The following is a 24361-nucleotide window of genomic DNA, read 5'->3' as shown; positions in this document are numbered from 1 at the left end:
TCGCCGGGCCCCCTGGCCGGCGCTCCTCACCCACCTCGTCCGGCTGAGCGTATCCCGTCGAACTCCGGTACGAGACAGGGCCCGTACAAGCACCGGGGTGCTCGTACGGGCCCTGCTTACGTCAGGTCAGCCGACCTCAGCCGTTGCGCTTCCAGCGCGGCTTGTCGTCGCGGCGGCCGAAGGAGCCGCCGGTCGAGCCGGTGCTGCCGCGGTGGTCGTCACGACGGCCGTACGGGCGGTCGCCGCCCGAGCGGAAGCCGCCGGCGGGGCGGTCGTCACGACGATCGCGGTTGAACGGACGGTCGCTGCCGCGGTGGCCGCCGGCGGGGCGGTCGTCACGGCGCTCGAAGGAACGGCCACCGCGGTCGTCGCGGTTGAAGCCGCCCGACGGACGGTCGTCACGGCGGAAACCACCGGACGGACGGTCGTTGTCACGGCGCTCGAAGGAACGGCCGCCACGGTCGTCGCGGTTGAAGCCACCGGACGGACGGTCGTCACGACGGAAGCCACCCGACGGACGGTCGTCGCGGCGGAAGCCGCCACGGTCGCCCCGGTCGTCGCGGTTGAAGCCGCCCGACGGACGGTCGTCACGGCGGAAACCACCGGACGGACGGTCGTTGTCACGGCGCTCGAAGGAACGGCCACCGCGGTCGTCGCGGTTGAAGCCACCGGACGGACGGTCGTCACGACGGAAGCCACCCGACGGACGGTCGTCACGGCGGAAGCCGCCACGGTCGCCCCGGTCACCACGGTCGTCACGGCGGAAGCCACCGCGGTCGTCACGGTTGAAGCCACCGCGGTCACCGCGGTCACGGCGCTCGAAGTTGCCCCGCTCGTCGCGGTAGGTCGAACGCTGCTCCTCGCGGCGCTCCTCGGCCTTCGCGGCGCGCTCGGCCTCGACGGCGGCGGCGGCGATCTCGGCCTCGGCGGCCTCGGTCACCTCGGCGACGGCGGCCTCCGGGTCCTCGCCGCGCTCGCGGGCGGCGCGGGCCACCAGGCGGTCGGCCTCCTCGCGGAGCTCGACGGCACGGCGCTGGAGGCGCTCCAGCTGCTTGGTCAGGTCGACGACCTCGCGCTCGGCCTGCTTGGCCGAGTTGTTCGCGGAGTCGGCCTGGACCTCGGTCAGCGAACGGGCGCCGGTGATCTCGGCGACCTCCGGGTCGAAGGCGCCGGCGCCGCCGACGATGTGGCGCGAGGCGTCGACGCCCGCGTCCTCCATCAGGCGGAAGATCTGACGGCGCTGGTGCGGCAGGGCCAGGGAGACCACGACACCGGAGCGGCCGGCGCGGGCGGTGCGGCCCGAGCGGTGCAGGTAGTCCTTGTGGTCGCCGGCCGGGTCCACGTTCAGGACCAGGTCGATGCCGTCGACGTGGATGCCTCGGGCGGCGACGTCGGTCGCGACGAGCGCGTTGACGTAGCCGTCCTTGAAGTCGGCCAGGGTGCGCGTACGGGCGCCCTGGGTCATGCCGCCGTGCAGGGCGTCGGCCTTCACACCGGCCTCGCGGAGCTGCTCGGCGATGCGGTCGGCGCCCAGCTGGGTGCGGACGAAGATGATCGTGCGGCCCTTGCGCGCGGCGATGGCGGCGGTGACCGGCGCCTTGTCCTTCGGCTTCACGACGAGGACGTGGTGGGTCATCGTGGTGACGGCGCCGGCGGACGGGTCGACCTCGTGCGTGACCGGGTTCACCAGGTAGCGCTTGACGAGGGTGTCGATCTCGTTCTCCAGGGTGGCGGAGAAGAGGAGGCGCTGACCGCCCTCGGGGACCTGGTCGAGCAGCTCGGTGACCTCGGGCAGGAAGCCCAGGTCGGCCATCTGGTCGGCCTCGTCGAGGACGGCGACCTGGACGTTCTCGAGGGAGCAGGCGCCGCGGTTGATGATGTCGCGCAGACGGCCCGGGGTGGCGACGAGGATGTCGACGCCGCGCTCCAGGGCGTAGATCTGGTTGCCCATGGACGTACCGCCGCAGACGACCTTCATCTTGAGGCCGAGCACGTCGCCGTAGGGCTGGAGGGCGTCCGCGACCTGCATCGCGAGCTCACGGGTCGGGGTGAGGATGACGCCGCGGGGCTTCTTCTTCTCGGTGTGGCCCTCCGCCAGGGTGGCGAGCAGCGGCAGACCGAAGGAGAGGGTCTTGCCGGAGCCGGTGCGGCCGCGGCCGAGGATGTCCTTGCCGGCCAGGGCGTCCGGGATGGTCGCCGCCTGGATCGGGAAGGGGGTGGTGACGCCGTTCTGGGCGAGCTTGCGCACGACGCCCTCGGGCAGACCGAGGTCGCCGAAGGTGATGGTGGGCTCGGCGGGCTCCTCGACGGAGTCCTCGACGTCGGTGTCGTCGGCCTCGATCTCGACGGTCTCGACGATCTCGTCGGAGACGGCCTCGACGATCTCGGTGGCCTCTACGGCCTCGACGATCTCGTCGTTCTCGGGCATGACGGCGTGGTCAGAACTGAAAATGGACATGCGAAATGCGAAACCTTCCGGAGTCTCGGCACGCGCCCGTCAACTCCGTGATTTCGCAAACGACCGCCTCAATGCGGTCAGCCACGGCTAGGGAGAGTACGCGCCACACGGCGCTCTTCTGTGTCGGCGCCGGGCAATGGGATCAAACGATCTACCACCATACGCACCCTCCCCCACCTGTGGCAAATCGGACTACGTCACACCGGCCCGACCTGCGGAGACGCCTCCGGCTCCGGAGGCGCGCCCGGCCCGTCCGCCGCCCGCATGGCACCCATCTGGGTGTCGGTGCCGGGCGTCGGCGGATCGGTGGGGTTCGAGGTCGGCTCCGGGGTCGGCTCGGGGGTCGGGTTCGAGGTCGGCTCCGGGGTCGGTTCGGGGCTCGGCGGGGTCGGCTCCGGCGTGGGCGTGGACCCGCCGCCGCCCGGGCCCCCGACGCCTCCGCCGCCGCTCCCGCCACTGCCGCCGCCGCTCCCGCTCCCGCCGCTGCCGCCCGGGCCGCCGCCCGGGACCTCGTGGCCGCCACCGGGCGGCTGCGACTTCGACGGCCCGCCGGAGCCGCCCGGGCCCTCCACCGGCAGCACCGCGCCCGGCGAGGGCTTCACCGTGCCCGAGGGCGAGCCGCTCGGGACCGGGGACTCCTTGCCCGCACCGGCCGGCGCCGGCCCGCCCCTCTCCGGCCGGCCGTTCCACGAGCCGCCGTCCCCGCCCTGGACGCCACCGCCGGTGTCGGTCCCGGCCGCCGCGCCGTGCTTCCCCCCGGACGCGCCGGGCGCCGGCTTCGCCCCCTCGTCACTCACACTCATACAGCCGCTCAGACCGGCACAGGCCGCGACGGCCAGCGCGGTGGCGGCCCATCTCACCGGGGTGGGCAAATGGCGCACGGGGGGCACCTCCAGGACACAACAGGCAGGAACGGAACGCGTCGCACTGCCCAACTCCCCAGGCACCACAAGGGACACGGCCCCCACGCACCCACCCGATCCGGCCACCGCCGGCCACCGGCCCGCCGACGACGGCGGGCCGGCTCAGCCGTAGCCGAGCGCGTGCAGCCGTTCGTCGTCGATGCCGAAGTGGTGGGCGATCTCGTGCACGACGGTGATCTCGGTCTCCTCGATCACTTCCTCGCGCGACTCGCACATCCGCAGCGTCGGCCCCCGGTAGATCGTGATCCGGTCGGGCAGCACCCCGGCGTACCACTCGCCGCGCTCGGTCAGCGGCGTCCCCTCGTAGAGCCCGAGCAGCTCGGGATCGTCCGGGGAGGGCTCGTCCTCGACGAACACGGCGACGTTGTCCATCAGCCGTGTCAGCTCCGGCGGGATCCGGTCCAGGGCCTCGGCGACGAGCTCCTCGAACTCCTCGCGCGTCATCTCCAGCACGGGCCCATTCTCCCTCCGTCGGAAACCGTTTTGGCGATACCGGCCGCCATCCCATATGCTTCTCACGTCCCCGACGCACTGAGAAGTGCGCAGGTGAGCCTCTAGCCCTCATCGTCTAGTGGCCCAGGACGCCGCCCTTTCAAGGCGGTAGCACGGGTTCGAATCCCGTTGGGGGCACGCAGGATCGTGTGCGAGACTAGTGATCGCACACAAGCAAGGCTCTGTGGAGCAGTTGGTTAGCTCGCCACCCTGTCAAGGTGGAGGTCGCGGGTTCAAGTCCCGTCAGAGTCGCTGAAGCTGGAAACAGCTTCGTGGCTGGGTAGCTCAGTTGGTACGAGCGATCGCCTGAAAAGCGATAGGTCGCCGGTTCGACCCCGGCCCCAGCCACAGAGAGAAGGCCCCGTTCGAAAGAACGGGGCCTTCTTCGTTTGGCCTGTCTCGTTTCACGTGAAACAGGGAGCGGCGCTACGGGGAAGGGGCCCGCGCCCCTTCCCCGTACGGCTCAGACCTCCTCGCGCCGCCGCGCCCTGCGGCCCCGCACCGCGAGCGCCGCCGCCACCGCCGCCACGACCGCGACGAGCAGCACCCAGTCCGGCACCGCACGGCCGAGGGAGGCGACCCGCTCCTCCACGGCGAAGGACTCGTCCACCGACAGCAGGCCCGGCAGCGCGGTCGTCCCGTCGAAGACGAGGAAGAGGGTGCCGAGGGCGATGAAGAAGAGGCCCGAGAGCAGCGAGGTGGAGTGGACCTCGAAGCGGCCGATACGGAGCGGACGGCCGCGCAGCCAGCGCCGCCGGCCCAGCTCGTACCGGTCCCAGAGCAGCGCCAGGACGAACAGCGGGACGGCCATGCCGAGCGCGTACACCGCGAGGAGCAGGCCGCCGTACGCCGGGCTGCCGCTCAGCGCCGCCACGGTCAGGACGCTGCCGAGGATCGGGCCCGCGCAGAAGCCGGCGAGGCCGTAGACCAGGCCGAGGGCGTAGACGGAGAGCGCCGAGGTGGGCCGGATGCGGCCGCTGGCCTCGGCGATCCGGCGGGAGGTGAAGCCGAGGCCGAGGATCTGGAGGACGCCGAGCCCGATGATCAGCCAGCCTCCGGCGGTGACGAGCAGGTCCCGGTGGCCGTAGAAGAAGCGTCCCGCGAGGGACCCGGCCGCGCCGAGCGGGACGAGGGTCGTCGCCAGTCCCGCGTAGAGGATGCCGGTCCTGGCCACGAGCTTCGCGCGCGTGTCGATCGAGTACGCGAAGAAGGCGGGCAGGAGCAGGGCGCTGCACGGGCTGAGCAGGGCGAGGAGACCGCCGAGGAAGGCCGCGAAGTAGCCGATGCCCGAGGTCACTGCTTGCCCTTCGACGAGGCGGTCTTCGCCGCCGCCTCGATGGCCTCCGTGAAGGTCTCCAGGGGCTGGGCGCCGGCGATCGGGCGGCCGTTGATCAGGAAGGACGGGGTGGAGGTGGCGCCGAGCGCGTACCCCTGCTCCTGGTCCTTGCCGACGGCCTCACGGGCGGCCTTCCCGTCGGCGTCCTTCGCGAACCGGGCCGCGTCGGGGACGCCGGCCTCCTTGGCGAGGGCGGCGAGGCGGTCCTTGCCGAAGCCCTTCTCCTTGGCTCCCTCGGCGTAGGCGGCCTTGTGGAACTCCCAGAACCGGCCCTGCTGCCCGGCCGCCCAGGAGGCGCGGGCGGCGGCCTCCGACTCCTCGCCGAAGATCGGGAAGTTCCGCCACTCGATGCGCAGGGCGCCGTTCCCTACGTACTTCTTCACGAGGGCGGGCTCGGTGTCGCGGGCGAACTTGCCGCAGTACCCGCACTTGAAGTCGGCGTACTCGATGAGCACGACGGGCGCGTCGGCACGGCCGAGGGCGAGCTTGTCGGCGGGGTCGCGGCGGGCGTAGGCCTCCAGTTCGGCGTAGACACCGGCGGAGGGGTCGACGGAGACCTCGGCGGCGGAGGAGGAGCCGGAGGCGCCGGGGGACGCGGGCTTGGTGGCGGTGTACGAGACGACGCCGAGCAGCACGGCGGCGGCCGCCACCCCGGAGACGATCATGATCGGCTTGGTCTTGGACGCGGTCTTGGACGCGGTCTTGGACATGCGGAAGCGCTCCTGGAGGAGAGGGAAGGGGAAGGACGGCGGAGGCGGAACCGTCCGTCTACACCCTCAGGACCTTCAGCTCCACGGGAGACAGCGGTACGCACGCGGGCGGCTCCCGGCCGGGCGGCACGGCCGGGGTTCCGGGGTCCGGCTGCCGGACCCCGGGGGCCACCCGGTCGGCGGCCAGGGCCGGCAGCAGCTCGGCGAAGCCGTGGGCGCGCGGCGGTACGACGGGACCCGGGGCCCCTTCGTCGAGGAGGTGGCCGGGGTCGCAGCCGGGCACGGTGGCGGCCGTCACGACCGGGGCCGTGTCCACGAGAGCCGTTTCCCCGGGAAACACGTGAGCCGTTTCCCCGGGAAACGCGGGAGAAGAGACACCGCAGACCAGCAGACCGAGCACCAGACCCAGCAGCGCGGCGAACGCCGCCGTCGCGCGGGTGGTGCGGAACATGCGAAACCTCTCCGGTCCGGGCCAGATGCCCGAAATACTACGCACGGCCGCTCCGCCCCCTTCGTAAATGGGTTCGCCGCTTCTCGTCGGCAGGTGCGATCCTGGATCCCGTATGTCTACTTCCTTCGCCGCCCTCCAGTCCGTCCTGGCCGAGGTCTCGCTGCGGGACTCCCACCGGCTCGGCCGCCGTCTCGAAGGCGCCCGCCGCATCCGCAAGCCCGAGGCCCGCGCGGCCGTCCTGGACGAGATCGCCGCCGAGGCGGCCAAGGCCAAGGAGCGCGTCGACGGGCGCGCCTCCCGCGTGCCCCCGGTCACGTATCCCGAGCAACTGCCCGTCTCGCAGAAGAAGGACGAGATCCTGGAGGCGATACGCGACCACCAGGTCGTGATCGTCGCCGGTGAGACGGGCTCCGGAAAGACCACGCAGATCCCGAAGATCTGTCTGGAGCTGGGCCGGGGCGTCCGGGGCATGATCGGGCACACCCAGCCCCGCCGGATCGCCGCCCGCACGGTCGCCGAGCGCGTCGCCGAGGAGCTGAGGACCCCGCTGGGCGAGGCCGTCGGCTGGAAGGTCCGCTTCACCGACCAGGTGAACCCGGACGCGACCTTCGTGAAGCTGATGACGGACGGCATCCTGCTCGCCGAGATCCAGACGGACCGCGAGCTGCGCGCGTACGACACGATCATCATCGACGAGGCCCACGAGCGGTCCCTCAACATCGACTTCCTGCTCGGCTACCTGGCCCAGCTGCTGCCGAAGCGCCCCGACCTCAAGGTCGTGATCACCTCCGCGACGATCGACCCGGAGCGCTTCTCCCGCCACTTCGGCGACGCCCCGATCGTCGAGGTCTCCGGCCGTACGTATCCGGTCGAGGTCCGCTACCGCCCGCTCCTCGAAGAGGACGGCGAGGAGGCCGACCGGGACCAGATCACCGCGATCTGCGACGCGGTCGACGAGCTCCAGAAGGAAGGACCCGGCGACGTCCTGGTCTTCCTCTCCGGCGAGCGCGAGATCCGCGACACGGCGGACGCGCTGCTCAAGAAGAAGCTCTTCAACACCGAGATCCTCCCCCTCTACGCCCGGCTCTCCCATGCCGAGCAGCACCGGGTCTTCCAGGCGCACTCCGGCCGCCGGATCGTCCTCGCGACGAACGTGGCCGAGACCTCGCTGACCGTCCCCGGCATCAAGTACGTGATCGACCCGGGCACCGCCCGCATCTCGCGCTACTCGCACCGGACCAAGGTCCAGCGCCTCCCGATCGAGGCGATCTCGCAGGCCAGCGCCAACCAGCGCAAGGGCCGCTGCGGCCGTACGAGCGACGGCATCTGCATCCGCCTCTACTCGGAGGACGACTTCCTCACCCGTCCGGAGTTCACGGACGCGGAGATCCTCCGTACGAACCTGGCCTCCGTCATCCTCCAGATGACCGCGGCCGGCCTCGGCGACATCGAGAAGTTCCCCTTCATCGACCCGCCGGACCACCGGAACATCCGGGACGGCGTGCAGCTCCTCCAGGAGCTCGGCGCGATCGACCCGAACGAGAAGGACCCGAAGAAGCGGCTCACGCAGCAGGGCCGGAAGCTGTCCCAGCTGCCCGTGGACCCCCGGCTGGCCCGGATGGTCCTGGAGGCCGACAGGAACGGCTGCGTCCGCGAGGTCATGGTGATCGCGGCGGCGCTGTCCATCCAGGACCCGCGCGAGCGCCCGTCCGACAAGCAGGCGCAGGCCGACCAGCAGCACGCCCGCTTCAAGGACGAGACGAGCGACTTCCTCGCCTTCCTCAACCTGTGGCGGTACGTCCGCGAGCAGCAGAAGGAGCGCGGCTCCAGCTCCTTCCGCCGGATGTGCAAGCAGGAGTACCTGAACTTCCTGCGCATCCGCGAGTGGCAGGACATCTACGCCCAGCTGCGGACGGTCGCGAAGCAGATGGGCATCCACCTGAACGAGGAGGACGCGCCGGAGCAGTCCGTGCACGTCTCCCTCCTCGCGGGTCTCCTCTCCCACATCGGTCTGAAGGACGTGAAGGAGTCCAAGGACGGCGGCCGGGACCCGAAGCGCGAGGGCGGCGGCCGGAACGAGTACCTGGGTGCCCGCAGCGCCAAGTTCGCGATCTTCCCCGGTTCCGCGCTCTTCAAGAAGCCCCCGCGCTTCGTCATGTCCGCCGAGCTGGTGGAGACCTCGCGCCTGTGGGCCCGGGTCAACGCGCGGATCGAGCCCGAGTGGATCGAGCCGCTCGCGCAGCACCTGGTGAAGAAGACGTACAGCGAGCCGCACTGGGAGAAGGACCAGGCGGCCGTGATGGCCTTCGAGAAGGTGACGCTGTACGGCGTCCCCATCGTCGCCGACCGCAAGGTGAACTACGGGCGGATCGACCCGGAGGTCTCCCGCGACCTGTTCATCCGGAACGCGCTCGTCGAGGGCGACTGGCGCACCCACCACAAGTTCTTCGCGGACAACCGCAAGCTCCTCACCGAGGTCGAGGAGCTGGAGCACCGGGCCAGGCGCCGGGACATCCTCGTCGACGACGAGACGCTCTTCGACTTCTACGACAAGCGCGTCCCCGAACACGTCGTGTCCGGCGCCCACTTCGACTCCTGGTGGAAGCACAAGCGCCGCGAGGAGCCGGAGTTCCTCGACTTCGAGCGCGAGATGCTCATCAACGAGAAGGCGGGGGCGGTCACCAAGGACGACTATCCGGACTCCTGGCGCCAGGGCGCGCTGAAGTTCCGGGTGACGTACCAGTTCGAGCCGGGCGCGGACGCGGACGGCGTGACCGTCCACGTGCCGCTCCAGGTGCTGAACCAGGTGACGGACGAGGGCTTCGAGTGGCAGATCCCGGGTCTGCGCGCGGAGGTCGTCACGGAGCTGATCCGCTCCCTGCCGAAGCCGATCCGCCGCCACTACGTCCCGGCGCCGAACTTCGCGACCCGCTTCCTGGACTCCGTGGTCCCCGTCCAGGAGCCGCTGACGGGCGCGCTCGCCCGGGAGCTCCAGCGGATGGTCGGCGTCCCGGTCACGGCCGAGGACTTCGACTGGGCGAAGGTCCCCGAGCACCTCAAGGTGACCTTCCGGATCGTCGACGAGCGGCGCCGGAAGCTGGCCGAGGACAAGGACCTGGAGACGCTGCGGCTGAAACTGCGCCCCAAGGCCCGTCAGGCGCTCTCCAAGGCCGCCGCGGCGGCGACGGGCGGCCCGGACGGCTCCGGGCCCTCCCTGGAGCGCACGGGGCTCAGGGACTGGACGATCGGGACGCTCACGAAGGTCTTCGAGACCAAGCGGGGCGGGCAGCCGGTGAAGGCGTACCCGGCGCTGGTCGACGAGGGCGACAGCGTGGCGGTCCGGCTCTTCGACTCGGAGGCCGAGCAGGCGCAGGCGATGTGGCGGGGCACCCGGAAGCTGATCATGCTGAACATCCCGGTGAACCCGGCGAAGTTCGCCTCGGACAAGCTGACCAACCAGCAGAAGCTGGCCCTGTCGTCGAACCCGCACGGCTCGATCCAGGCCCTCTTCGACGACTGCGCGACCGCCGCGGCCGACAAGCTGATCGCGGACCACGGCGGCCCGGCCTGGGACGAGGAGTCCTTCCGGAAGCTGTACGACAGGGTCCGCGCGGACCTGGTGGACACGACGGTGCGGACGGTGGGCCAGGTCCAGCAGATCCTGGCGGCCTGGCAGGCGTGCGAGCGCCGGCTGAAGTCGACGAACAGCCTGGCCCTGATCAACAACCTGACCGACGTGAAGGCGCAGCTCGCCTGGCTGATGCCGGCCGGCTTCGTCACCCGTACGGGCCTGAAGCGGCTCCCGGACCTGATGCGCTACCTGGTGGCGGTGGACCGGCGGCTCCAGCAGATGCCCACCGGGGTCCAGCGGGACACCACCCGGATGGAGAAGGTCCAGGAGATGCAGGACGAGTACGCCTGGCTCCTGGAGCAGCTTCCGAAGGGCCGCCCGGTGCCGTCCGAGGTCACCGACATCCGCTGGATGATCGAGGAGCTGCGGGTGAGCTACTTCGCCCACGCGCTGGGCACGGCGTACCCGATCTCGGACAAGCGGATCGTGAAGGCGATCGACGCGGCGGCCCCGTAAGGACCCGTGACCGGGACCTCGCCGTGGGTGAGTTCGACCAGACCCCCTGACCTGCTGTACAGTCTGTCTCGCAGCCGCTTACGAGTGGCTGCGAGCAAGGCTCTGTGGAGCAGTTGGTTAGCTCGCCACCCTGTCAAGGTGGAGGTCGCGGGTTCAAGTCCCGTCAGAGTCGCCTTCCGAGAAGGCCCGCATCGAGAGATGCGGGCCTTCTTCGTGTTCCCGCACCCCTCGTCCCACCCGGGGACGAAAGTCCCATCGGCCGGTGACCAACGGCGGGTTGGGGGCGGCCCCGGAGGTGGCAGGCTGTTCCTTGGCAAGGCTTCCCCGGTGTGACGGGTGTCACTGAAACCGTTTCGAGAACGACCACACTTACTCCCTCCCTACACGACCCCGATTTAATATGTGCAATTGCACCACCCTGGAGGGGTGCGGCGGGGACGCGGGACAGGGTGCGGCACGGGGTGCGGCGCGGGCACAAAAAGATCGCGCTGGACCCGGCGGAGTCCAGCGCGATCGTTGACGAAGACCTGTTGGGGCAGGCGCCCGTCGGCAGTACTGAGGGGTGGGCGACCGGATTGGGGGATCCGGACGGGCCCGGTGTTACGGGGTGTTGCTAGGTCCTGCGGGGTTCTGCGCGACCTCAGGCCTCGCTGCGCTGCTGCGGAATGCCCGCCAGCAGAGCGCGAACCTCGGCCTCGCGGTACCGGCGGTGCCCACCCAGGGTGCGGATGGACGTGAGCTTTCCGGCCTTGGCCCAACGGGTCACCGTCTTCGGGTCCACGCGGAACATCGTGGCAACCTCGGCAGGGGTCAGCAGCGGCTCGGCATCAGGGGTGCGAGCGGTCATGAGCGGCCTCCTCGGGAGAACCGAACCAATCTCGGTTCTTTCCTCTAAATTCTGCACCTTGACCCGCCATGCCCGAAATGGCAGAAGCGGGTCGAGTCGGTTATAGGACGAACGGCTTGTCCTCGGCACTACAACTACACCATCCGTCCAGCCGCGTCGGCCAAACCGATGGAATTGCCCTCGCAGGTGTTCATCAGCGGCGGAAGTCGACTGACCATGCCATAACGGACAGTCACGCCACTGTGACGATCAGTCACAGAGCGATCAGGAGTCCTCAGACCCCCCATAGAGTGCAATGCTGAGCGTTCCGCCCGAACTTGGGCGGAAGGAACCCTCCCCGGACTCCTTGTCCTATTTTGGCACGAGGGTGGGTGATGGGCGCAAGGGTGCGTTACGTGCTGTCCGTCACGCTTGAGCCAAAGGCCCGGATCGGGACCAACGGCCCCACCGAACCGGTGCGAAAGACCCGGCCATCCGGATCCGGCCAACACCTTGAAGATCATTTACACCGGTCGGACATGTCTTGTCGATACCGACCTGACGAAGTCTGTCCGACTGATGTCAGTTCGCGAGGCGAAGGTCCCTGACGGACCGCCAGCGCTCCGCGAGCCGCCCGTACACCTCGCTCGCCGCCTCCCCGTCCCCGTCCCGCAGCGCCGCGATCCCCTCCGCCAGCTGCACCGCCGACCGCTCCTCCGCCAGCCACCCGTCCGGCACCACGTGCACCAGACCCCCGAAGTCCAGTTCCACGAGCGCCCGCGGATGGAACTCCTCCAGCCAGCGCCCCACCTCGATCAGACCCTCCGTCATCGGACCGTCGTCGATCGCCTCCCGCAGCGCCCTCAGCGCCCGCGCGAGCCGCCGCCGGGCCTGCGCCATCGTCGTCCGGTACCGCAGCACCGGCGCCCGGCCCGCCGCCCGGTCCCCCGGCTCGTACTCCCGCTCCTCGTCGCCGAAGAGCGCGAACCAGCGCAACGGCACGTGCCACAGCCCGGTGCGGATCCACGGGCGCGCGTCCGGGTTCCGGCTCAGCCACCGCTCGTAGTCCCTCGCCACCTGGAGGCGCACCACGGGCGGCAGCATCGCGTCGAGCACCGGCGCCGGATACGGACCGGCCGCCAGCTCCTCCAGCGCCAGCCAGCCGCGCAACCGGGTCCGCCACGGGCAGATCACCACCGCCCCGTCCAGACGCGCGACGAACGCCTCCCCGCTCTCGTGGACCGGCACCGGCACCGGGGGCGTCGGCAGCAGGTCCGCGAGCGAACGCCGCAGCTCCTCCTGCGCCCCCGGGAGGCTCGGCCGGCGGGCGTACCGGGCCCAGTGGGACCGCTCCGGCTCGGGGAACGCGGCCAGCGGCTCGTACACCCGCAGATAGGACGCGTAGGGAACGGGGACCGTGGGGGCGACCGACATGTCGCAAATCCTTCCACGGAGGTACTCCGCGAGGGGGTGATCCTGAGCACTGCGGCCGATCTACGCCCAGGTAGGACTTACCCTCTTGCCGAACTGGTCCTCCCCCACCCGTAGGGAGGGCCGCAAACCGCCGCTTCGTACTTGGGAGTCACCACCGTGACCGATGTGACCGGCGTTCCTGCTGACGTACTGAGCACCCTGTTCCACTCGGAGCAGGGTGGCCACGAGCAAGTCGTGCTCTGCCAGGACCGCGCCACCGGCCTCAAGGCCGTCATCGCCATCCACAACACCGCCCTGGGCCCCGCCCTCGGAGGCACCCGCTTCTACCCGTACGCCACCGAGGCCGAGGCGATCGCCGACGCGCTCAACCTGTCGCGCGGCATGTCGTACAAGAACGCCATGGCCGGACTCGACCTGGGCGGCGGCAAGGCCGTCATCATCGGCGACCCGGAGCAGATCAAGACCGAGGAGCTCCTCCTCGCCTACGGCCGCTTCGTGGCCTCCCTCGGCGGCCGGTACGTCACGGCCTGCGACGTCGGCACCTACGTCGCCGACATGGACGTCGTCGCCCGCACCAACCAGTGGACCACCGGCCGCTCCCCCGAGAACGGCGGCGCCGGCGACTCCTCCGTCCTCACCGCCTTCGGCGTCTTCCAGGGCATGCGCGCCGCCGCGCAGACCCTGTGGGGCGACCCGACGCTGCGCGGCCGCAAGGTCGGCGTCGCGGGCGTCGGCAAGGTCGGCCACTACCTCGTCGAGCACCTCCTGGAGGACGGCGCCGAGGTCGTGATCACCGATGTTCGCGAGGAGTCGGTGCGCCGGATCACCGACAAGCACCCGCAGGTCACCGTCGTCGCCGACACCGACGCCCTGATCCGCGTCGAGGGCCTCGACGTCTACGCCCCCTGCGCGCTGGGCGGCGCCCTGAACGACGAGACCGTCCCGGCCCTCACCGCGAAGATCGTCTGCGGCGCGGCCAACAACCAGCTGGCGCACCCGGGCGTCGAGAAGGACCTGGAGGAGCGCGGCATCCTCTACGCGCCCGACTACGTGGTCAACGCCGGTGGCGTGATCCAGGTCGCCGACGAGCTGCACGGCTTCGACTTCGACCGCTGCAAGGCCAAGGCGACGAAGATCTTCGACACCACTCTGGAGATCTTCGCACGTGCGAAGGCCGACGGCATTCCGTCGGCCGCGGCGGCCGACCGGATCGCCGAGCAGCGCATGGCGGAGGCCCGTCGCGCCTGATCAGCGCGCCGCTCGTACGCGGGGCCGGCCGGCCGCCGGGGAGACTTCGCTCACGCCCTTCGGCGGGTCGGCCCTCAAGAAGAGGTTAAAATCGCGATTGACCAGCGAGGAAAGGGCACCTCGAAGGTTCTGTACCGGGGTATGTGATGCGCGCGGCGTACCGTAGACCCACGGAAACAGGTACCGTTGAAGCCCTACGGACCGGTCTCTCTACCGAGAGTCCGTTCCGAATCATGAACGCGTGTCAAGACTCTGGGGCCGACGAGCCCCGTCACCGAGGGGGTCGAGCCATGGGGCGCGGCCGGGCAAAGGCCAAGCAGACCAAGGTCGCCCGCCAGCTGAAGTACAGCAGCGGCGGGACAGACCTGACGCGTCTGGCCAATGAGCTGGGCGCTTCGACTTCGAGTCAGCCGCCGAATGGCGAGCCGTTCGAGGACGACGACGAGGAAGACGACCCGTACGCCCAGTACGCGGATCTCTACAACACGGACGACGAGGACGAGGACGACGAGTCCGGTCCCGGTGCGTCCCCGCGTCGCGCTTGACCTTCTGAATCGCATCACCGAAACCCGGACCGGGGTCACCCGTCCGGGTTTCGGTGCTGTCCGCACACTCACCCCCGACGGACTGCGGACACGCGAAACGGGGCGCCCCCTCAGGGGCGCCCCGCATCGTACGGCTCGTTACTACTTGGCGTAGTCCCCGACCAGCTCGGCACCGGTCGTGTGCGCCCCGCGCTCGGTGATCTCGCCCGCGACCCAGGACTCGACCCCGCGGTCCGCCAGCGTCGCCAGGGCGACGTACACGGACTCGGCCGGCACGACGGCCATCATGCCGACGCCCATGTTCAGGGTCTTCTCCAGCTCCAGGCGCTCCACCTGACCGGCCTTGCCGACCAGGTCGAAGATCGCGCCCGGCGCCCACGTGGAGCGGTCCACGGTGGCGTGCAGGCCGTCCGGGATCACCCGCGCCAGGTTGGCGGCCAGACCGCCGCCCGTGATGTGGCTGAAGGCGTGGACGTCCGTGGTCCGGGTGAGGGCCAGGCAGTCCAGGGAGTAGATCTTCGTGGGCTCCAGGAGCTCCTCGCCCAGCGTCCGGCCGAGCTCCTCGACCCGCTGGTCGAGGGTCATGCCGGCGCGGTCGAAGACCACGTGCCGGACGAGCGAGTACCCGTTGGAGTGAAGACCCGACGAGGCCATGGCGATGACCGCGTCGCCCGTACGGATCCGGTCCGCGCCGAGCAGCCGGTCGTACTCCACGACACCCGTGCCCGCGCCGGCGACGTCGAAGTCGTCCGCGCCGAGGAGGCCAGGGTGCTCCGCCGTCTCGCCGCCGACCAGGGCGCAGCCGGCGAGGACGCAGCCCTCGGCGATGCCCTTGACGATGGCGGCGACCCGCTCGGGGTGGACCTTGCCGACGCAGATGTAGTCGGTCATGAAGAGCGGCTCGGCGCCGCAGACGACGATGTCGTCCATGACCATCGCGACCAGGTCGTGGCCGATCGTGTCGTACACGCCCATCTGGCGGGCGATGTCGACCTTCGTGCCGACGCCGTCGGTCGCCGAGGCGAGCAGCGGACGCTCGTAGCGCTTGAGGGCGGAGGCGTCGAAGAGGCCGGCGAAGCCGCCGAGGCCGCCGAGGACCTCGGGGCGCTGCGTCTTCTTCACCCACTCCTTCATGAGCTCGACGGCGCGGTCGCCCGCTTCGATGTCGACGCCCGCGGACGCGTAGCTGGCACCGGTGGTCTCAGACATGGGTGAGAACTTTCGTGTCGTCGTACTACAGCTCGTGCTGCTCGTACTGCCCGCGCCACGGTCGTGGCGCGGGCAGCGGGGGTCTTACGGGCGACGGAGGGCGTCGGCGGCCGCGGTGGCGGCCGGACCGGCGGCCAGCTCGGTCTCCAGGAGCTGCTTGCCGAGCAGCTCGGGGTCCGGGAGCTCCATCGGGTACTCGCCGTCGAAGCAGGCACGGCAGAGGTTCGGCTTCTGGATCGTGGTCGCCTCGATCATCCCCTCCAGGGAGATGTACGAGAGCGAGTCCGCGCCCAGCGACTTGCCGATCTCGTCGACCGACATCCCGTTGGCGATCAGCTCCGCGCGGGTCGCGAAGTCGATGCCGAAGAAGCAGGGCCACTTGACCGGCGGCGAGGAGATCCGGATGTGGACCTCGGCCGCACCGGCCTCGCGGAGCATCCGGACCAGCGCGCGCTGGGTGTTGCCGCGGACGATCGAGTCGTCGACGACCACGAGCTTCTTCCCCTTGATGACTTCCTTGAGGGGGTTCAGCTTCAGCCGGATGCCCAGCTGGCGGATGGTCTGGGAGGGCTGGATGAAGGTGCGCCCGACGTAGGCGTTCTTCACCAGGCCGGCGCCGAAGGGGATGCCCGAGGCCTCGGCGTAGCCGATGGCGGCCGGGGTGCCGGACTCCGGCGTCGCTATCACCAGGTCGGCCTCGACCGGCGCCTCCTTCGCGAGGCGGCGGCCCATCTCCACGCGGGAGAGGTACACGTTCCGGCCGGCGATGTCGGTGTCGGGACGGGCCAGGTACACGTACTCGAAGACACAGCCCTTGGGCTTCGCTTCCGCGAATCGCGAGGTGCGGATGCCGTTCTCGTCGATCGCGATCATCTCGCCCGGCTCGACCTCGCGGACGAAGCTGGCGCCGCAGATGTCGAGGGCGGCGGACTCGGAGGCCACCACCCAGCCGCGCTCGAGACGGCCGAGGACCAGCGGGCGGATGCCCTGCGGGTCACGGGCCGCGTAGAGCGTGTGCTCGTCCATGAAGACGAGGGAGAAGGCGCCCCGGACGTCGGGGAGGACCTTCGCGGCGGCCTGCTCGATGGTGAGCGGCGTGCCGTCCTCGTCCACCTGGCCCGCGAGGAGCGCGGTGACCAGGTCGGTGTCGTTGGTGGCGGCGACCCGGTTGGTGCGCCCCTCCTTCTTCGGGAGGTCGGCGACCATCTCGGCGAGCTGCGCCGTGTTGACCAGGTTGCCGTTGTGGCCGAGCGCGATCGAGCCGTGGGCGGTTGCCCGGAACGTCGGCTGCGCGTTCTCCCACACAGAAGCACCAGTGGTCGAGTAGCGGGCGTGACCGACCGCGATATGACCCTGGAGGGAACCGAGAGAAGTCTCGTCGAAGACCTGGGAGACGAGTCCCATGTCCTTGAAGACGAGGATCTGGGAGCCATTGCTTACCGCGATTCCCGCGGATTCCTGACCCCGATGCTGGAGGGCGTAGAGCCCGAAGTACGTGAGCTTTGCGACCTCTTCACCCGGAGCCCAGACACCGAAGACGCCGCAAGCGTCCTGGGGGCCTTTCTCACCGGGGAGCAGATCGTGATTGAGTCGACCGTCTCCGCGTGGCACGTTTCCGAGTGTAGACGGGCTCGACCACTGGTCCGAATTGGCGAAATGCCGAGGTGGCCGCACTCGTGCGATCGCACCAAATGATCGATTGCCGCTTGGAGAGGCCTACGAAGCAGGCGGGGTAAGGGTTTCCGGCTCCCGGGGCCCGGAGAGCGGACGCTCGTACCAGGCCCGGGGTGGTCCCGCGATGTGACGGACGCCGCAGTCGGCGCCCTCTCAGCGGGCGGTCGCGGTCGCCGTGAGGCCTTCGCCTGAGGCGTCGGTGAGGGTCAGCGTTCGGTGGTTCAGCCGATACGTCAGCGGGCCGTCGAGGAGCTCGTACAGCTTCGTCTCCAGCTTCATCTGCGGGCTCGTGCACATCATCCGGGTGGTCGCCGCCGGGCCCTCGACGGTGAGGGTGCCGGCCTTCTCGTCGAGGCGGACGTGCGCGGAGAAGTTGTTGCAGCCGAGGTTGCCGGTGGCCCGGCCGTCCTTGCCGAGGACGAACCGCGCCTTGTCCCCGCTGCCGGCGGCCAGGGAGGACGCCGTCTCCCCCGAGACCAGCCCGTCGATCTTCCAGGTGGTGCCGGTCAGGGGGACGGGCGGCTCGGTGCTCAGCTCCAGCTCGTCGCGCCCGTCGGCCGAGGTCAACCGCAGGTCGTCGCCCTTCGACGTCCCCTTCAGCGAGCCGGTGAAGGCCTCGAGGAACTCCTTCTCGAAGCTCCCCCGGTCGCCGTCGCAGGCCATCGCGGTGGACTCCTCCACGGTGACGGTGAGGGTGTCCCCCTTCACGGCGACGGCGGCGCCGAAGGCGTTGCAGCCCCCGTTCCCCCGGGCCCGGCCGTCCTTCCCGAAGTCGACCCGCGCCCCGTCCGGCGCCACCGACCTGCGTCCGTCGACCGTGACGGCGTCGACCTTCCAGGACGTGCCCGCGACCGGCAGGTCCGGCGAGACGGTGTCCGCGCCGCCGGACCCGGCGCCTCCCTCCGTACCGCAGGCGGTGGTGAGCAGCAGGAGGGGGACCAGGAAGGCGAGTGCGCGTGGCTTCGGCATGTCGGTGGGACGGAGCGGGCGACCGTACGGTTCCTGCGGTCAGCCCATGAGGGGCAGCAGGTCCTTCAGGTCCGCCCGCTCGCCGCTCGCGCTGACGCGGGCCGCGTCCAGCTCCACCGCCCACTCCGTACGGCCCGTCGCGAGCCGGAGCCAGGTCAGCGGGTCCGTCTCCACCACGTTCGGCGGGGTGCCCCGGGTGTGCCGGGGGCCCTCCACGCACTGCACCACGGCGTACGGCGGGATCCGCACCTCCACCGCCCCGCCCGGCGCCTTCTGCGCGAGCGCGTCGGCGAGGAGCCGCGTGCAGGCGGCGAGGGCCTGGCGGTCGTACGGGACGTCGGCGCCGGTCGCCGCGTTCAGGTCGTCGGTGTGGACGACGAGTTCGACGGTGCGGGTCACGAGGAAGTCCCCGAGGGTCATGGCGCCGAAGCGGGCCGGGACCAGCCGTTCGTCGGAGGCGGCGGCGACCAGCTCCTCGTAGCGGGCCGCGGTCGCCGCGAGGAGCCCCACCGGGTCGCCGGTGTCGACCGCCCGGGTGTCCTCGTCGATACGGGCCGCCGCCGTGACCGTGGCCAAGGGCCAGTCGAGGAGGACGAGTTCCCGCGCCGCCGGCTCCGGTGCCTCCAGGTACCGCACGACCGAGCCGAGCACCATCGAGAAGTGCCCCACCAGGTCCCGTACCGTCCACTCCCCCAGCCGCGTCGGCCCGGCCAGCTGCTCGGGCGTCAGCGCGGCCACCGCCTCCCGTACGTGCCCGAACTGGGCGAGCACGGCGGGGCGGATCTTGGCGGAGTCGTACCTGCGAGGGCGCTTCTTGGCGGGTGGCATGGCCCGAGGCTAGCGCCGAGACTGGAAAGAGAAGGTCCCCTTTTCGCGAGAGGCTGTGACGGGACCATGACCCACCACGAGCACCCCGACGCCGCCCTCGTGCGGCGGGGCTACGAAGCCTTCAAGAGCGGTGACATGGAGACTCTGGGCTCCATGATGACCAGCGACTGTACGCACCACGCGCCGGGCACCACCCGGTTCGGCGGCCACTTCAAGGGCCGGGACAACATCCTCGCGATGTACCGGGACCTGGGCGAGTACACCGGCGGCAGCATGCGCGTCGAGCTGGGCACGATCTGCGTCGACGGACGCGGCCACGCCATCGCGAACCACACGTGGTTCGCCGAACACGGCGACCGGGGCATCGAGATGCCCGGCGCACTGTTCTTCACCATCATCGGCGGCAAGGTCTCCGACATCGACGAATGCGTCGAGGACATCGACGAGCTCGACGCCTTCTACTCCCTGGACGGCTGAGGACACGGGAGAGCCCCCGCCCTTCGAGGGACGGGGGCTCACACCGTACGCGTACCGACGATCAGGCCAGCAGGGCCGGGATCGTCGCCTCGTGCGCCTCGCGCAGCTCCGTGAGGGAGAGCGCGAACTCGCCCTGCACGTCGACCGCGTCGCCGTCGACCACACCGATGCGGGTCGCCGGCAGACCCCGCGCACCGCACATGTCGGTGAAGCGGAGCTCCTCGCTGCGCGGGACGGCGACGACCGCACGGCCCGCCGACTCCGAGAAGAGGAACGTGAAGGCGTCCAGGCCCTCGGGGACGACCAGGCGCGCGCCGTTCCCGCCGCGCAGGCAGGACTCGACGACCGCCTGCACGAGACCGCCGTCGGACAGGTCGTGCGCCGCGTCGATCATGCCGTCGCGGGAGGCCGAGATCAGGATCTCGCCGAGCAGCTTCTCCCGGTCGAGGTCCACGGCCGGCGGCAGACCGCCGAGGTGCTGGTGGATCACCTCGGACCAGGCCGAACCGCCGAACTCCTCCTTGGTGTCGCCCAGCAGGTAGAGGAGCTGGCCCTCTTCCGCGAAGGCGATCGGGGTGCGGCGGGTGACGTCGTCGATCACACCGAGGACGGCCACGACGGGCGTCGGGTGGATGGCGACCTCACCGGTCTGGTTGTAGAGGGAGACGTTGCCACCCGTCACCGGGGTGCCCAGCTGGAGGCAGCCGTCCGCGAGACCACGGGTGGCCTCGGCGAACTGCCACATCACGGCCGGGTCCTCGGGCGAACCGAAGTTCAGGCAGTCCGAGATGGCCAGCGGCTTCGCACCGGAGGCGGCGACGTTGCGGTACGCCTCCGCGAGCGCGAGCTGCGCGCCCGTGTACGGGTCGAGCTTCGCGTACCGGCCGTTGCCGTCGGTCGCCATGGCCACGCCGAGGTTGGTCTCCTCGTCGATGCGGACCATGCCGGCGTCCTCGGGCTGCGCCAGGACCGTGTTGCCCTGCACGAACCGGTCGTACTGGTTCGTGATCCAGGACTTCGAGGCCTGGTTCGGCGAGGAGACGAGCTTGAGGACCTGGTCCTTCAGCTCGGCGCCGTTCTGCGGCCGGGGCAGCTTGCCCGCGTCGTCGGCCTGGAGGGCGTCCTGCCAGTCCGGGCGCGCGAACGGCCGGTGGTAGGTCGGGCCCTCGTGGGCGACGGAGCGCGGCGGCACGTCGACGATCTGCTCGCCGTGCCAGAAGATCTCCAGGCGCTCGCCCTCGGTCACCTCACCGATGACGACGGCGATGACGTCCCACTTCTCGCAGATCTCCAGGAAGCGGTCGACGTGCTGCGGCTCGACGATCGCGCACATGCGCTCCTGCGACTCGCTCATGAGGATCTCCTCAGGAGAGAGCGTGGCGTCGCGCAGGTGGACCTTCTCCAGGTCGACGCGCATGCCGCCGGAGCCGGCGGAGGCGAGCTCGGACGTGGCGCAGGAGAGCCCGGCGCCGCCGAGGTCCTGGATGCCCGCGACCAGCTTCTCCTTGAAGATCTCCAGGGTGCACTCGATGAGGAGCTTCTCCTGGAAGGGGTCGCCGACCTGGACGGCGGGGCGCTTGGTGGGCTTGGTGTCGTCGAAGGTCTCGGACGCGAGGACCGAGACGCCGCCGATGCCGTCGCCACCCGTGCGGGCGCCGTACAGGATGACCTTGTTGCCGGGGCCCGAGGCCTTGGCGAGGTGGATGTCCTCGTGCTTCATCACGCCGATGCAGCCGGCGTTGACCAGCGGGTTGCCCTGGTAGCAGGAGTCGAAGACGACCTCGCCGCCGATGTTCGGCAGGCCCAGGCAGTTGCCGTAGCCGCCGATGCCGGCGACGACACCGGGCAGCACGCGCTTGGTGTCGGGGTGGTCGGCCGCGCCGAAGCGCAGCGGGTCGACGACCGCGACCGGGCGGGCGCCCATGGCGAGGATGTCGCGGACGATGCCGCCGACGCCGGTGGCCGCGCCCTGGTAGGGCTCGATGTACGAGGGGTGGTTGTGCGACTCGACCTTGAAGGTGACCGCGTACCCCTGGCCGACGTCGACGACGCCCGCGTTCTCGCCGATGCCGACGAGCATGGCGTCGTTGGCGGGGGTCTTCTCGCCGAACTGCTTCAGGTGGACCTTGCTGCTCTTGTAGGAGCAGTGCTCGGACCACATGACGGAGTACATGGCGAGCTCGGCGCCGGTGGGACGGCGGCCGAGGATCTCGCGGATGCGCGCGTACTCGTCCTCCTTGAGGCCGAGCTCCTTCCAGGGCTGCTCGCTGTCCGGCGTCTCGCTCGCGTGCTTGACGGTGTCGAGGCTCATCAGGCGTTGACCAGCTTCTTGAGGATCGAGGTGAAGAAACCGAGGCCGTCCGTCTTGCCGGTGCCGATCAGCGGCTCGACGGCGTGCTCCGGGTGCGGCATGAGGCCGACCACGTTGCCCGCGGCGTTGGTGATGCCCGCGATGTCGCGCAGCGAGCCGTTGGGGTTCATGTCCAGGTAGCGGAAGGCGACCCGCCCCTCGGCCTCCAGCTCGTCGAGCGTGCGCTCGTCGGCGACGTAGCGGCCGTCCATGTTCTTGAGCGGGACCTCGATCTCCTGGCCCGCGGAGTAGTCCGAGGTCCAGGCGGTCTCCGCGTTCTCCACCCGCAGCTTCTGGTCGCGGCAGATGAAGTGGAGGTGGTTGTTGCGCAGCATCGCGCCCGGCAGCAGATGGGCCTCGGTGAGGATCTGGAAGCCGTTGCAGATGCCGAGGACGGGCATGCCCGCCTTGGCCTGCTCGATGATGCTCTCCATCACCGGCGAGAAGCGGGAGATGGCTCCGGCCCGCAGGTAGTCGCCGTAGGAGAAGCCGCCGGCCAGGACCACGGCGTCGACCTGCTTGAGGTCCTTGTCGCGGTGCCAGAGCGAGACGGGCTCGGCGCCCGCCAGGCGGGCGGCCCGCAGCGCGTCCTGGTCGTCGAGCGTTCCGGGGAACGTGACGACGCCGATGCGTGCGGTCACGACTCCACCTTCACGACGAAGTCTTCGATCACGGTGTTGGCAAGGAAGGTTTCGGCCATCTCATGGATGCGGGCGAGGGCGGCGTCGTCGACCGGTCCCTCCACCTCCAGCTCGAAGCGCTTCCCCTGACGGACGTCGGCGATTCCGGCGAATCCCAGGCGAGGCAGTGCACGCTGCACCGCCTGCCCCTGAGGGTCGAGAATCTCCGGCTTGAGCATGACGTCGACTACGACGCGTGCCACTGGCACTCCCGGTGGTGTGTTGCGTGGGCGGTTCCCTCAGCGTACCTGCCTCCAAATTCTACGCGGGTAGAGATCTGAAGGATCCTACAAAAGCCCGGTTCGGGGCGGCGTGCGTCACACGAACAGGCACCAGGTGCCGGACACGCGCCCCCGCCCAAAATTCGAGTGAAATATTGCGGACCGCATTGCACCGGGACACGCTGAAACAATTGGTGGGGCTTCCCCCTGCGACGCCCACCCCTGTACAAAGGAATCCAGAAGAAATCAGCATTGTCCCGGCACAGCCGTAAGGTCGGCATCGTCGCACGTCAGAGGCGCCACAAGCGCCTACCGACCCCGGCGGCCGCAGGAAAGGACCGATATCCGTGGCTCAGCGTGTGGTGGTCACTCTCTCCGATGACATCGAAGGCGGAGAAGCGGCTGAAACGGTCGCGTTCGGTCTCGACGGGAAGATGTACGAGATCGACCTGAATGCTGCCAATGCAAAGAAACTCCGCAAGGCACTCGCGCCCTACCTCGCCGCCGGCCGCAAGCTGCCGGCCCGGGCGACGGCCGGCCGGAGCGCCCCGGCGGCCTCGTACACCCACACCGCCCTAGCCCCCGACCCGGCGGCGGTCCGCGCCTGGGCCCAGTCCAACAAGATGGACGTCCCCGCCCGCGGCCGGATCCCGAAGCGGGTCTACGAGGCCTTCCGCGCGGCGAGCTGAGCGGGAGGCCCTGGCTCCCGGGGACGGGACCCTCGGGGGCCGGGACTCTCAGGGGCCGGGACTCTCAGGGGACGGGACTCTCAGGGGACGGAGCTCTCAGGGGCCGGGACTCTCGGGGGCCGGGACCCCTAGGGGACGGGGGCGCGGAGGCGGCGGGGCGGGGGGCGCGGAGCCGATTTGCATTGCACCCCCCTTGATCCGCTAGAGTCTGGATCACGCCGAGGGGCGAGGCCGAAAAGCCAAGTCCCCAGCAGCGTGCGGGTGTAGTTCAGTAGCAGAACAGCCCCCTTCCAGGGGGAAGGCGCAGTGTGCAATCCCTGTCACCCGCTCTGCGAGAAACGCGTTACCGACCACTCCGGTGGATCAGGTAGAGTGGTGCTCGCACCGAGCAGCGAAAGCTGACCGGTAGCAATGCGGACGTGGCTCAGTTGGTAGAGCATCACCTTGCCAAGGTGAGGGTCGCGAGTTCGAATCTCGTCGTCCGCTCAGGGATCAAAGGCCCCGGTTCTCAGGAACCGGGGCCTTTGTCGTGTTCCCGGAGGGTGTGAAGGGCCCCACACGGTGGTGTGTCACGAGCACCCGCGAGGTTGGGTATAGTTAGCAGCGCGCTACGGCGCAGGCGGACGTGGCTCAGTTGGTAGAGCATCACCTTGCCAAGGTGAGGGTCGCGAGTTCGAATCTCGTCGTCCGCTCAAGAAACGAAGGCCCCGGTTCTCAGGAACCGGGGCCTTCGTCGTGTGTACGCGGTGGCCGG

General features: G+C 70.2%; 20 protein-coding genes and 7 tRNA genes. 12 read left to right on the top strand and 15 right to left on the bottom strand.

Annotation, left to right across the window (positions count from 1 at the left end):
• Positions 1-136: 136 nt before the first annotated feature.
• The 3 genes from ACH4TP_RS20300 to ACH4TP_RS20290 form a co-directional block, all read right to left on the bottom strand.
• Entirely contained in the window at positions 137-2458 is a 2322-nt protein-coding gene (locus ACH4TP_RS20300; protein WP_389237899.1) for a DEAD/DEAH box helicase, read from the bottom strand.
• Between the two features lie 197 nt (positions 2459-2655).
• Positions 2656-3339 (bottom strand): hypothetical protein, encoded by a 684-nt coding sequence (locus tag ACH4TP_RS20295; protein ID WP_398438704.1) that lies wholly within the window; start codon positions 3337-3339, stop codon positions 2656-2658.
• Positions 3340-3483: 144 nt separating this feature from the next.
• Positions 3484-3834: a metallopeptidase family protein gene (locus ACH4TP_RS20290; protein WP_389237903.1), complete on the bottom strand. Its 351-nt coding sequence runs from the start codon at positions 3832-3834 to the stop codon at positions 3484-3486.
• 104 nt (positions 3835-3938) lie between these two features.
• On the opposite strand from ACH4TP_RS20290, the gene ACH4TP_RS20285 reads away from it, so the two are divergent.
• The 3 genes from ACH4TP_RS20285 to ACH4TP_RS20275 all read left to right on the top strand — a co-directional run bounded on the left by ACH4TP_RS20285 (position 3939) and on the right by ACH4TP_RS20275 (position 4221).
• Positions 3939-4011 (top strand) — tRNA-Glu (locus ACH4TP_RS20285).
• A 40-nt stretch (positions 4012-4051) separates the two neighbouring features.
• Positions 4052-4125: transfer RNA gene (locus ACH4TP_RS20280), tRNA-Asp, on the top strand.
• Between the two features lie 22 nt (positions 4126-4147).
• A tRNA-Phe gene (locus ACH4TP_RS20275) sits at positions 4148-4221 on the top strand.
• A 115-nt stretch (positions 4222-4336) separates the two neighbouring features.
• Here ACH4TP_RS20275 and ACH4TP_RS20270 read toward each other — a convergent pair.
• Genes ACH4TP_RS20270 through ACH4TP_RS20260 form a run of 3 tightly spaced genes read right to left on the bottom strand, consistent with a single transcriptional unit; the run spans position 4337 to position 6235 of the window.
• Complete coding sequence (locus ACH4TP_RS20270) at positions 4337-5170, bottom strand: cytochrome c biogenesis CcdA family protein (protein ID WP_398438703.1); 834 nt, start codon at positions 5168-5170, stop codon at positions 4337-4339.
• Positions 5167-5919, bottom strand: a complete 753-nt coding sequence (locus ACH4TP_RS20265) for a DsbA family protein (RefSeq protein WP_398438702.1) — start codon at positions 5917-5919, stop codon at positions 5167-5169. Before ACH4TP_RS20265 ends, ACH4TP_RS20270 begins: the two co-directional genes overlap by 4 nt.
• 58 nt (positions 5920-5977) lie before the next feature.
• Entirely contained in the window at positions 5978-6235 is a 258-nt protein-coding gene (locus ACH4TP_RS20260) for a hypothetical protein (RefSeq protein WP_398438701.1), read from the bottom strand.
• Between the two features lie 247 nt (positions 6236-6482).
• Here ACH4TP_RS20260 and hrpA point away from each other — a divergent pair, with 247 nt between their 5' ends.
• The gene (gene hrpA, locus ACH4TP_RS20255) at positions 6483-10457 is read left to right on the top strand and encodes an ATP-dependent RNA helicase HrpA (RefSeq protein ID WP_389237911.1); all 3975 of its coding nucleotides are present in this window, start codon (positions 6483-6485) and stop codon (positions 10455-10457) included.
• Positions 10458-10555: 98 nt separating this feature from the next.
• A tRNA-Asp gene (locus ACH4TP_RS20250) sits at positions 10556-10629 on the top strand.
• 468 nt (positions 10630-11097) lie between these two features.
• Here the strand turns inward: ACH4TP_RS20250 and bldC are convergent.
• Positions 11098-11304, bottom strand: a complete 207-nt coding sequence (gene bldC, locus ACH4TP_RS20245; protein WP_003949541.1) for a developmental transcriptional regulator BldC — start codon at positions 11302-11304, stop codon at positions 11098-11100.
• A gap of 561 nt (positions 11305-11865) precedes the next feature.
• The gene (locus ACH4TP_RS20240) at positions 11866-12717 is read right to left on the bottom strand and encodes a hypothetical protein (RefSeq protein WP_398438700.1); all 852 of its coding nucleotides are present in this window, start codon (positions 12715-12717) and stop codon (positions 11866-11868) included.
• Between the two features lie 156 nt (positions 12718-12873).
• Here ACH4TP_RS20240 and ACH4TP_RS20235 point away from each other — a divergent pair, with 156 nt between their 5' ends.
• Both ACH4TP_RS20235 and ACH4TP_RS20230 read left to right on the top strand, forming a co-directional pair.
• On the top strand, positions 12874-13965 hold the full coding sequence (locus ACH4TP_RS20235) for a Leu/Phe/Val dehydrogenase (RefSeq protein ID WP_398191514.1): 1092 nt from the start codon (positions 12874-12876) through the stop codon (positions 13963-13965).
• Positions 13966-14255: 290 nt separating this feature from the next.
• Positions 14256-14510, top strand: coding sequence for a DUF3073 domain-containing protein (locus ACH4TP_RS20230; RefSeq protein ID WP_388851647.1), 255 nt, complete (start codon positions 14256-14258; stop codon positions 14508-14510).
• A gap of 141 nt (positions 14511-14651) precedes the next feature.
• Here the strand turns inward: ACH4TP_RS20230 and purM are convergent, their stop codons facing one another.
• From purM to ACH4TP_RS20210, 4 genes are all read right to left on the bottom strand, one after another.
• Positions 14652-15719, bottom strand: a complete 1068-nt coding sequence (gene purM / locus ACH4TP_RS20225) for a phosphoribosylformylglycinamidine cyclo-ligase (RefSeq protein WP_398438699.1) — start codon at positions 15717-15719, stop codon at positions 14652-14654.
• An 84-nt stretch (positions 15720-15803) separates the two neighbouring features.
• On the bottom strand, positions 15804-17330 hold the full coding sequence (gene purF / locus ACH4TP_RS20220; RefSeq protein ID WP_389237919.1) for an amidophosphoribosyltransferase: 1527 nt from the start codon (positions 17328-17330) through the stop codon (positions 15804-15806).
• A 216-nt stretch (positions 17331-17546) separates the two neighbouring features.
• Entirely contained in the window at positions 17547-18362 is an 816-nt protein-coding gene (locus tag ACH4TP_RS20215; RefSeq protein WP_398438698.1) for an META domain-containing protein, read from the bottom strand.
• A 39-nt stretch (positions 18363-18401) separates the two neighbouring features.
• A complete protein-coding gene (locus tag ACH4TP_RS20210) occupies positions 18402-19190 on the bottom strand; it encodes a sterol carrier family protein (RefSeq protein ID WP_398438697.1) in 789 nt (262 codons plus the stop codon).
• A 66-nt stretch (positions 19191-19256) separates the two neighbouring features.
• Here ACH4TP_RS20210 and ACH4TP_RS20205 point away from each other — a divergent pair, with 66 nt between their 5' ends.
• Positions 19257-19667, top strand: a complete 411-nt coding sequence (locus tag ACH4TP_RS20205) for a nuclear transport factor 2 family protein (RefSeq protein WP_398438696.1) — start codon at positions 19257-19259, stop codon at positions 19665-19667.
• Between the two features lie 61 nt (positions 19668-19728).
• On the opposite strand, the gene purL is transcribed toward ACH4TP_RS20205, so the two are convergent.
• From purL to purS, 3 genes are read right to left on the bottom strand one after another with little or no spacing between them, the layout of a single operon-like run.
• Positions 19729-21978, bottom strand: a complete 2250-nt coding sequence (gene purL / locus ACH4TP_RS20200; protein WP_398191529.1) for a phosphoribosylformylglycinamidine synthase subunit PurL — start codon at positions 21976-21978, stop codon at positions 19729-19731.
• A complete protein-coding gene (gene purQ, locus ACH4TP_RS20195; protein WP_398191531.1) occupies positions 21978-22658 on the bottom strand; it encodes a phosphoribosylformylglycinamidine synthase subunit PurQ in 681 nt (226 codons plus the stop codon). The genes purL and purQ overlap by 1 nt, the downstream gene beginning before the upstream one ends.
• The gene (purS, locus tag ACH4TP_RS20190) at positions 22655-22900 is read right to left on the bottom strand and encodes a phosphoribosylformylglycinamidine synthase subunit PurS (protein WP_015035032.1); all 246 of its coding nucleotides are present in this window, start codon (positions 22898-22900) and stop codon (positions 22655-22657) included. Before purS ends, purQ begins: the two co-directional genes overlap by 4 nt.
• Positions 22901-23265: 365 nt before the next feature.
• On the opposite strand from purS, the gene ACH4TP_RS20185 reads away from it, so the two are divergent.
• The 4 genes from ACH4TP_RS20185 (at position 23266) to ACH4TP_RS20170 (ending at position 24299) form a co-directional block, all read left to right on the top strand.
• A complete protein-coding gene (locus ACH4TP_RS20185) occupies positions 23266-23607 on the top strand; it encodes an Lsr2 family protein (RefSeq protein WP_398438695.1) in 342 nt (113 codons plus the stop codon).
• Between the two features lie 257 nt (positions 23608-23864).
• A tRNA-Gly gene (locus ACH4TP_RS20180) sits at positions 23865-23936 on the top strand.
• 84 nt (positions 23937-24020) lie between these two features.
• Positions 24021-24093, top strand: a tRNA-Gly gene (locus tag ACH4TP_RS20175).
• A 133-nt stretch (positions 24094-24226) separates the two neighbouring features.
• Positions 24227-24299: transfer RNA gene (locus ACH4TP_RS20170), tRNA-Gly, on the top strand.
• Positions 24300-24361: the final 62 nt, after the last annotated feature.

The sequence above is a fragment of the Streptomyces sp. NPDC021012 genome (assembly GCF_044333355.1).
Taxonomy (GTDB): domain Bacteria; phylum Actinomycetota; class Actinomycetes; order Streptomycetales; family Streptomycetaceae; genus Streptomyces.
This window is presented reverse-complemented; position numbering and strand designations above follow the sequence as displayed.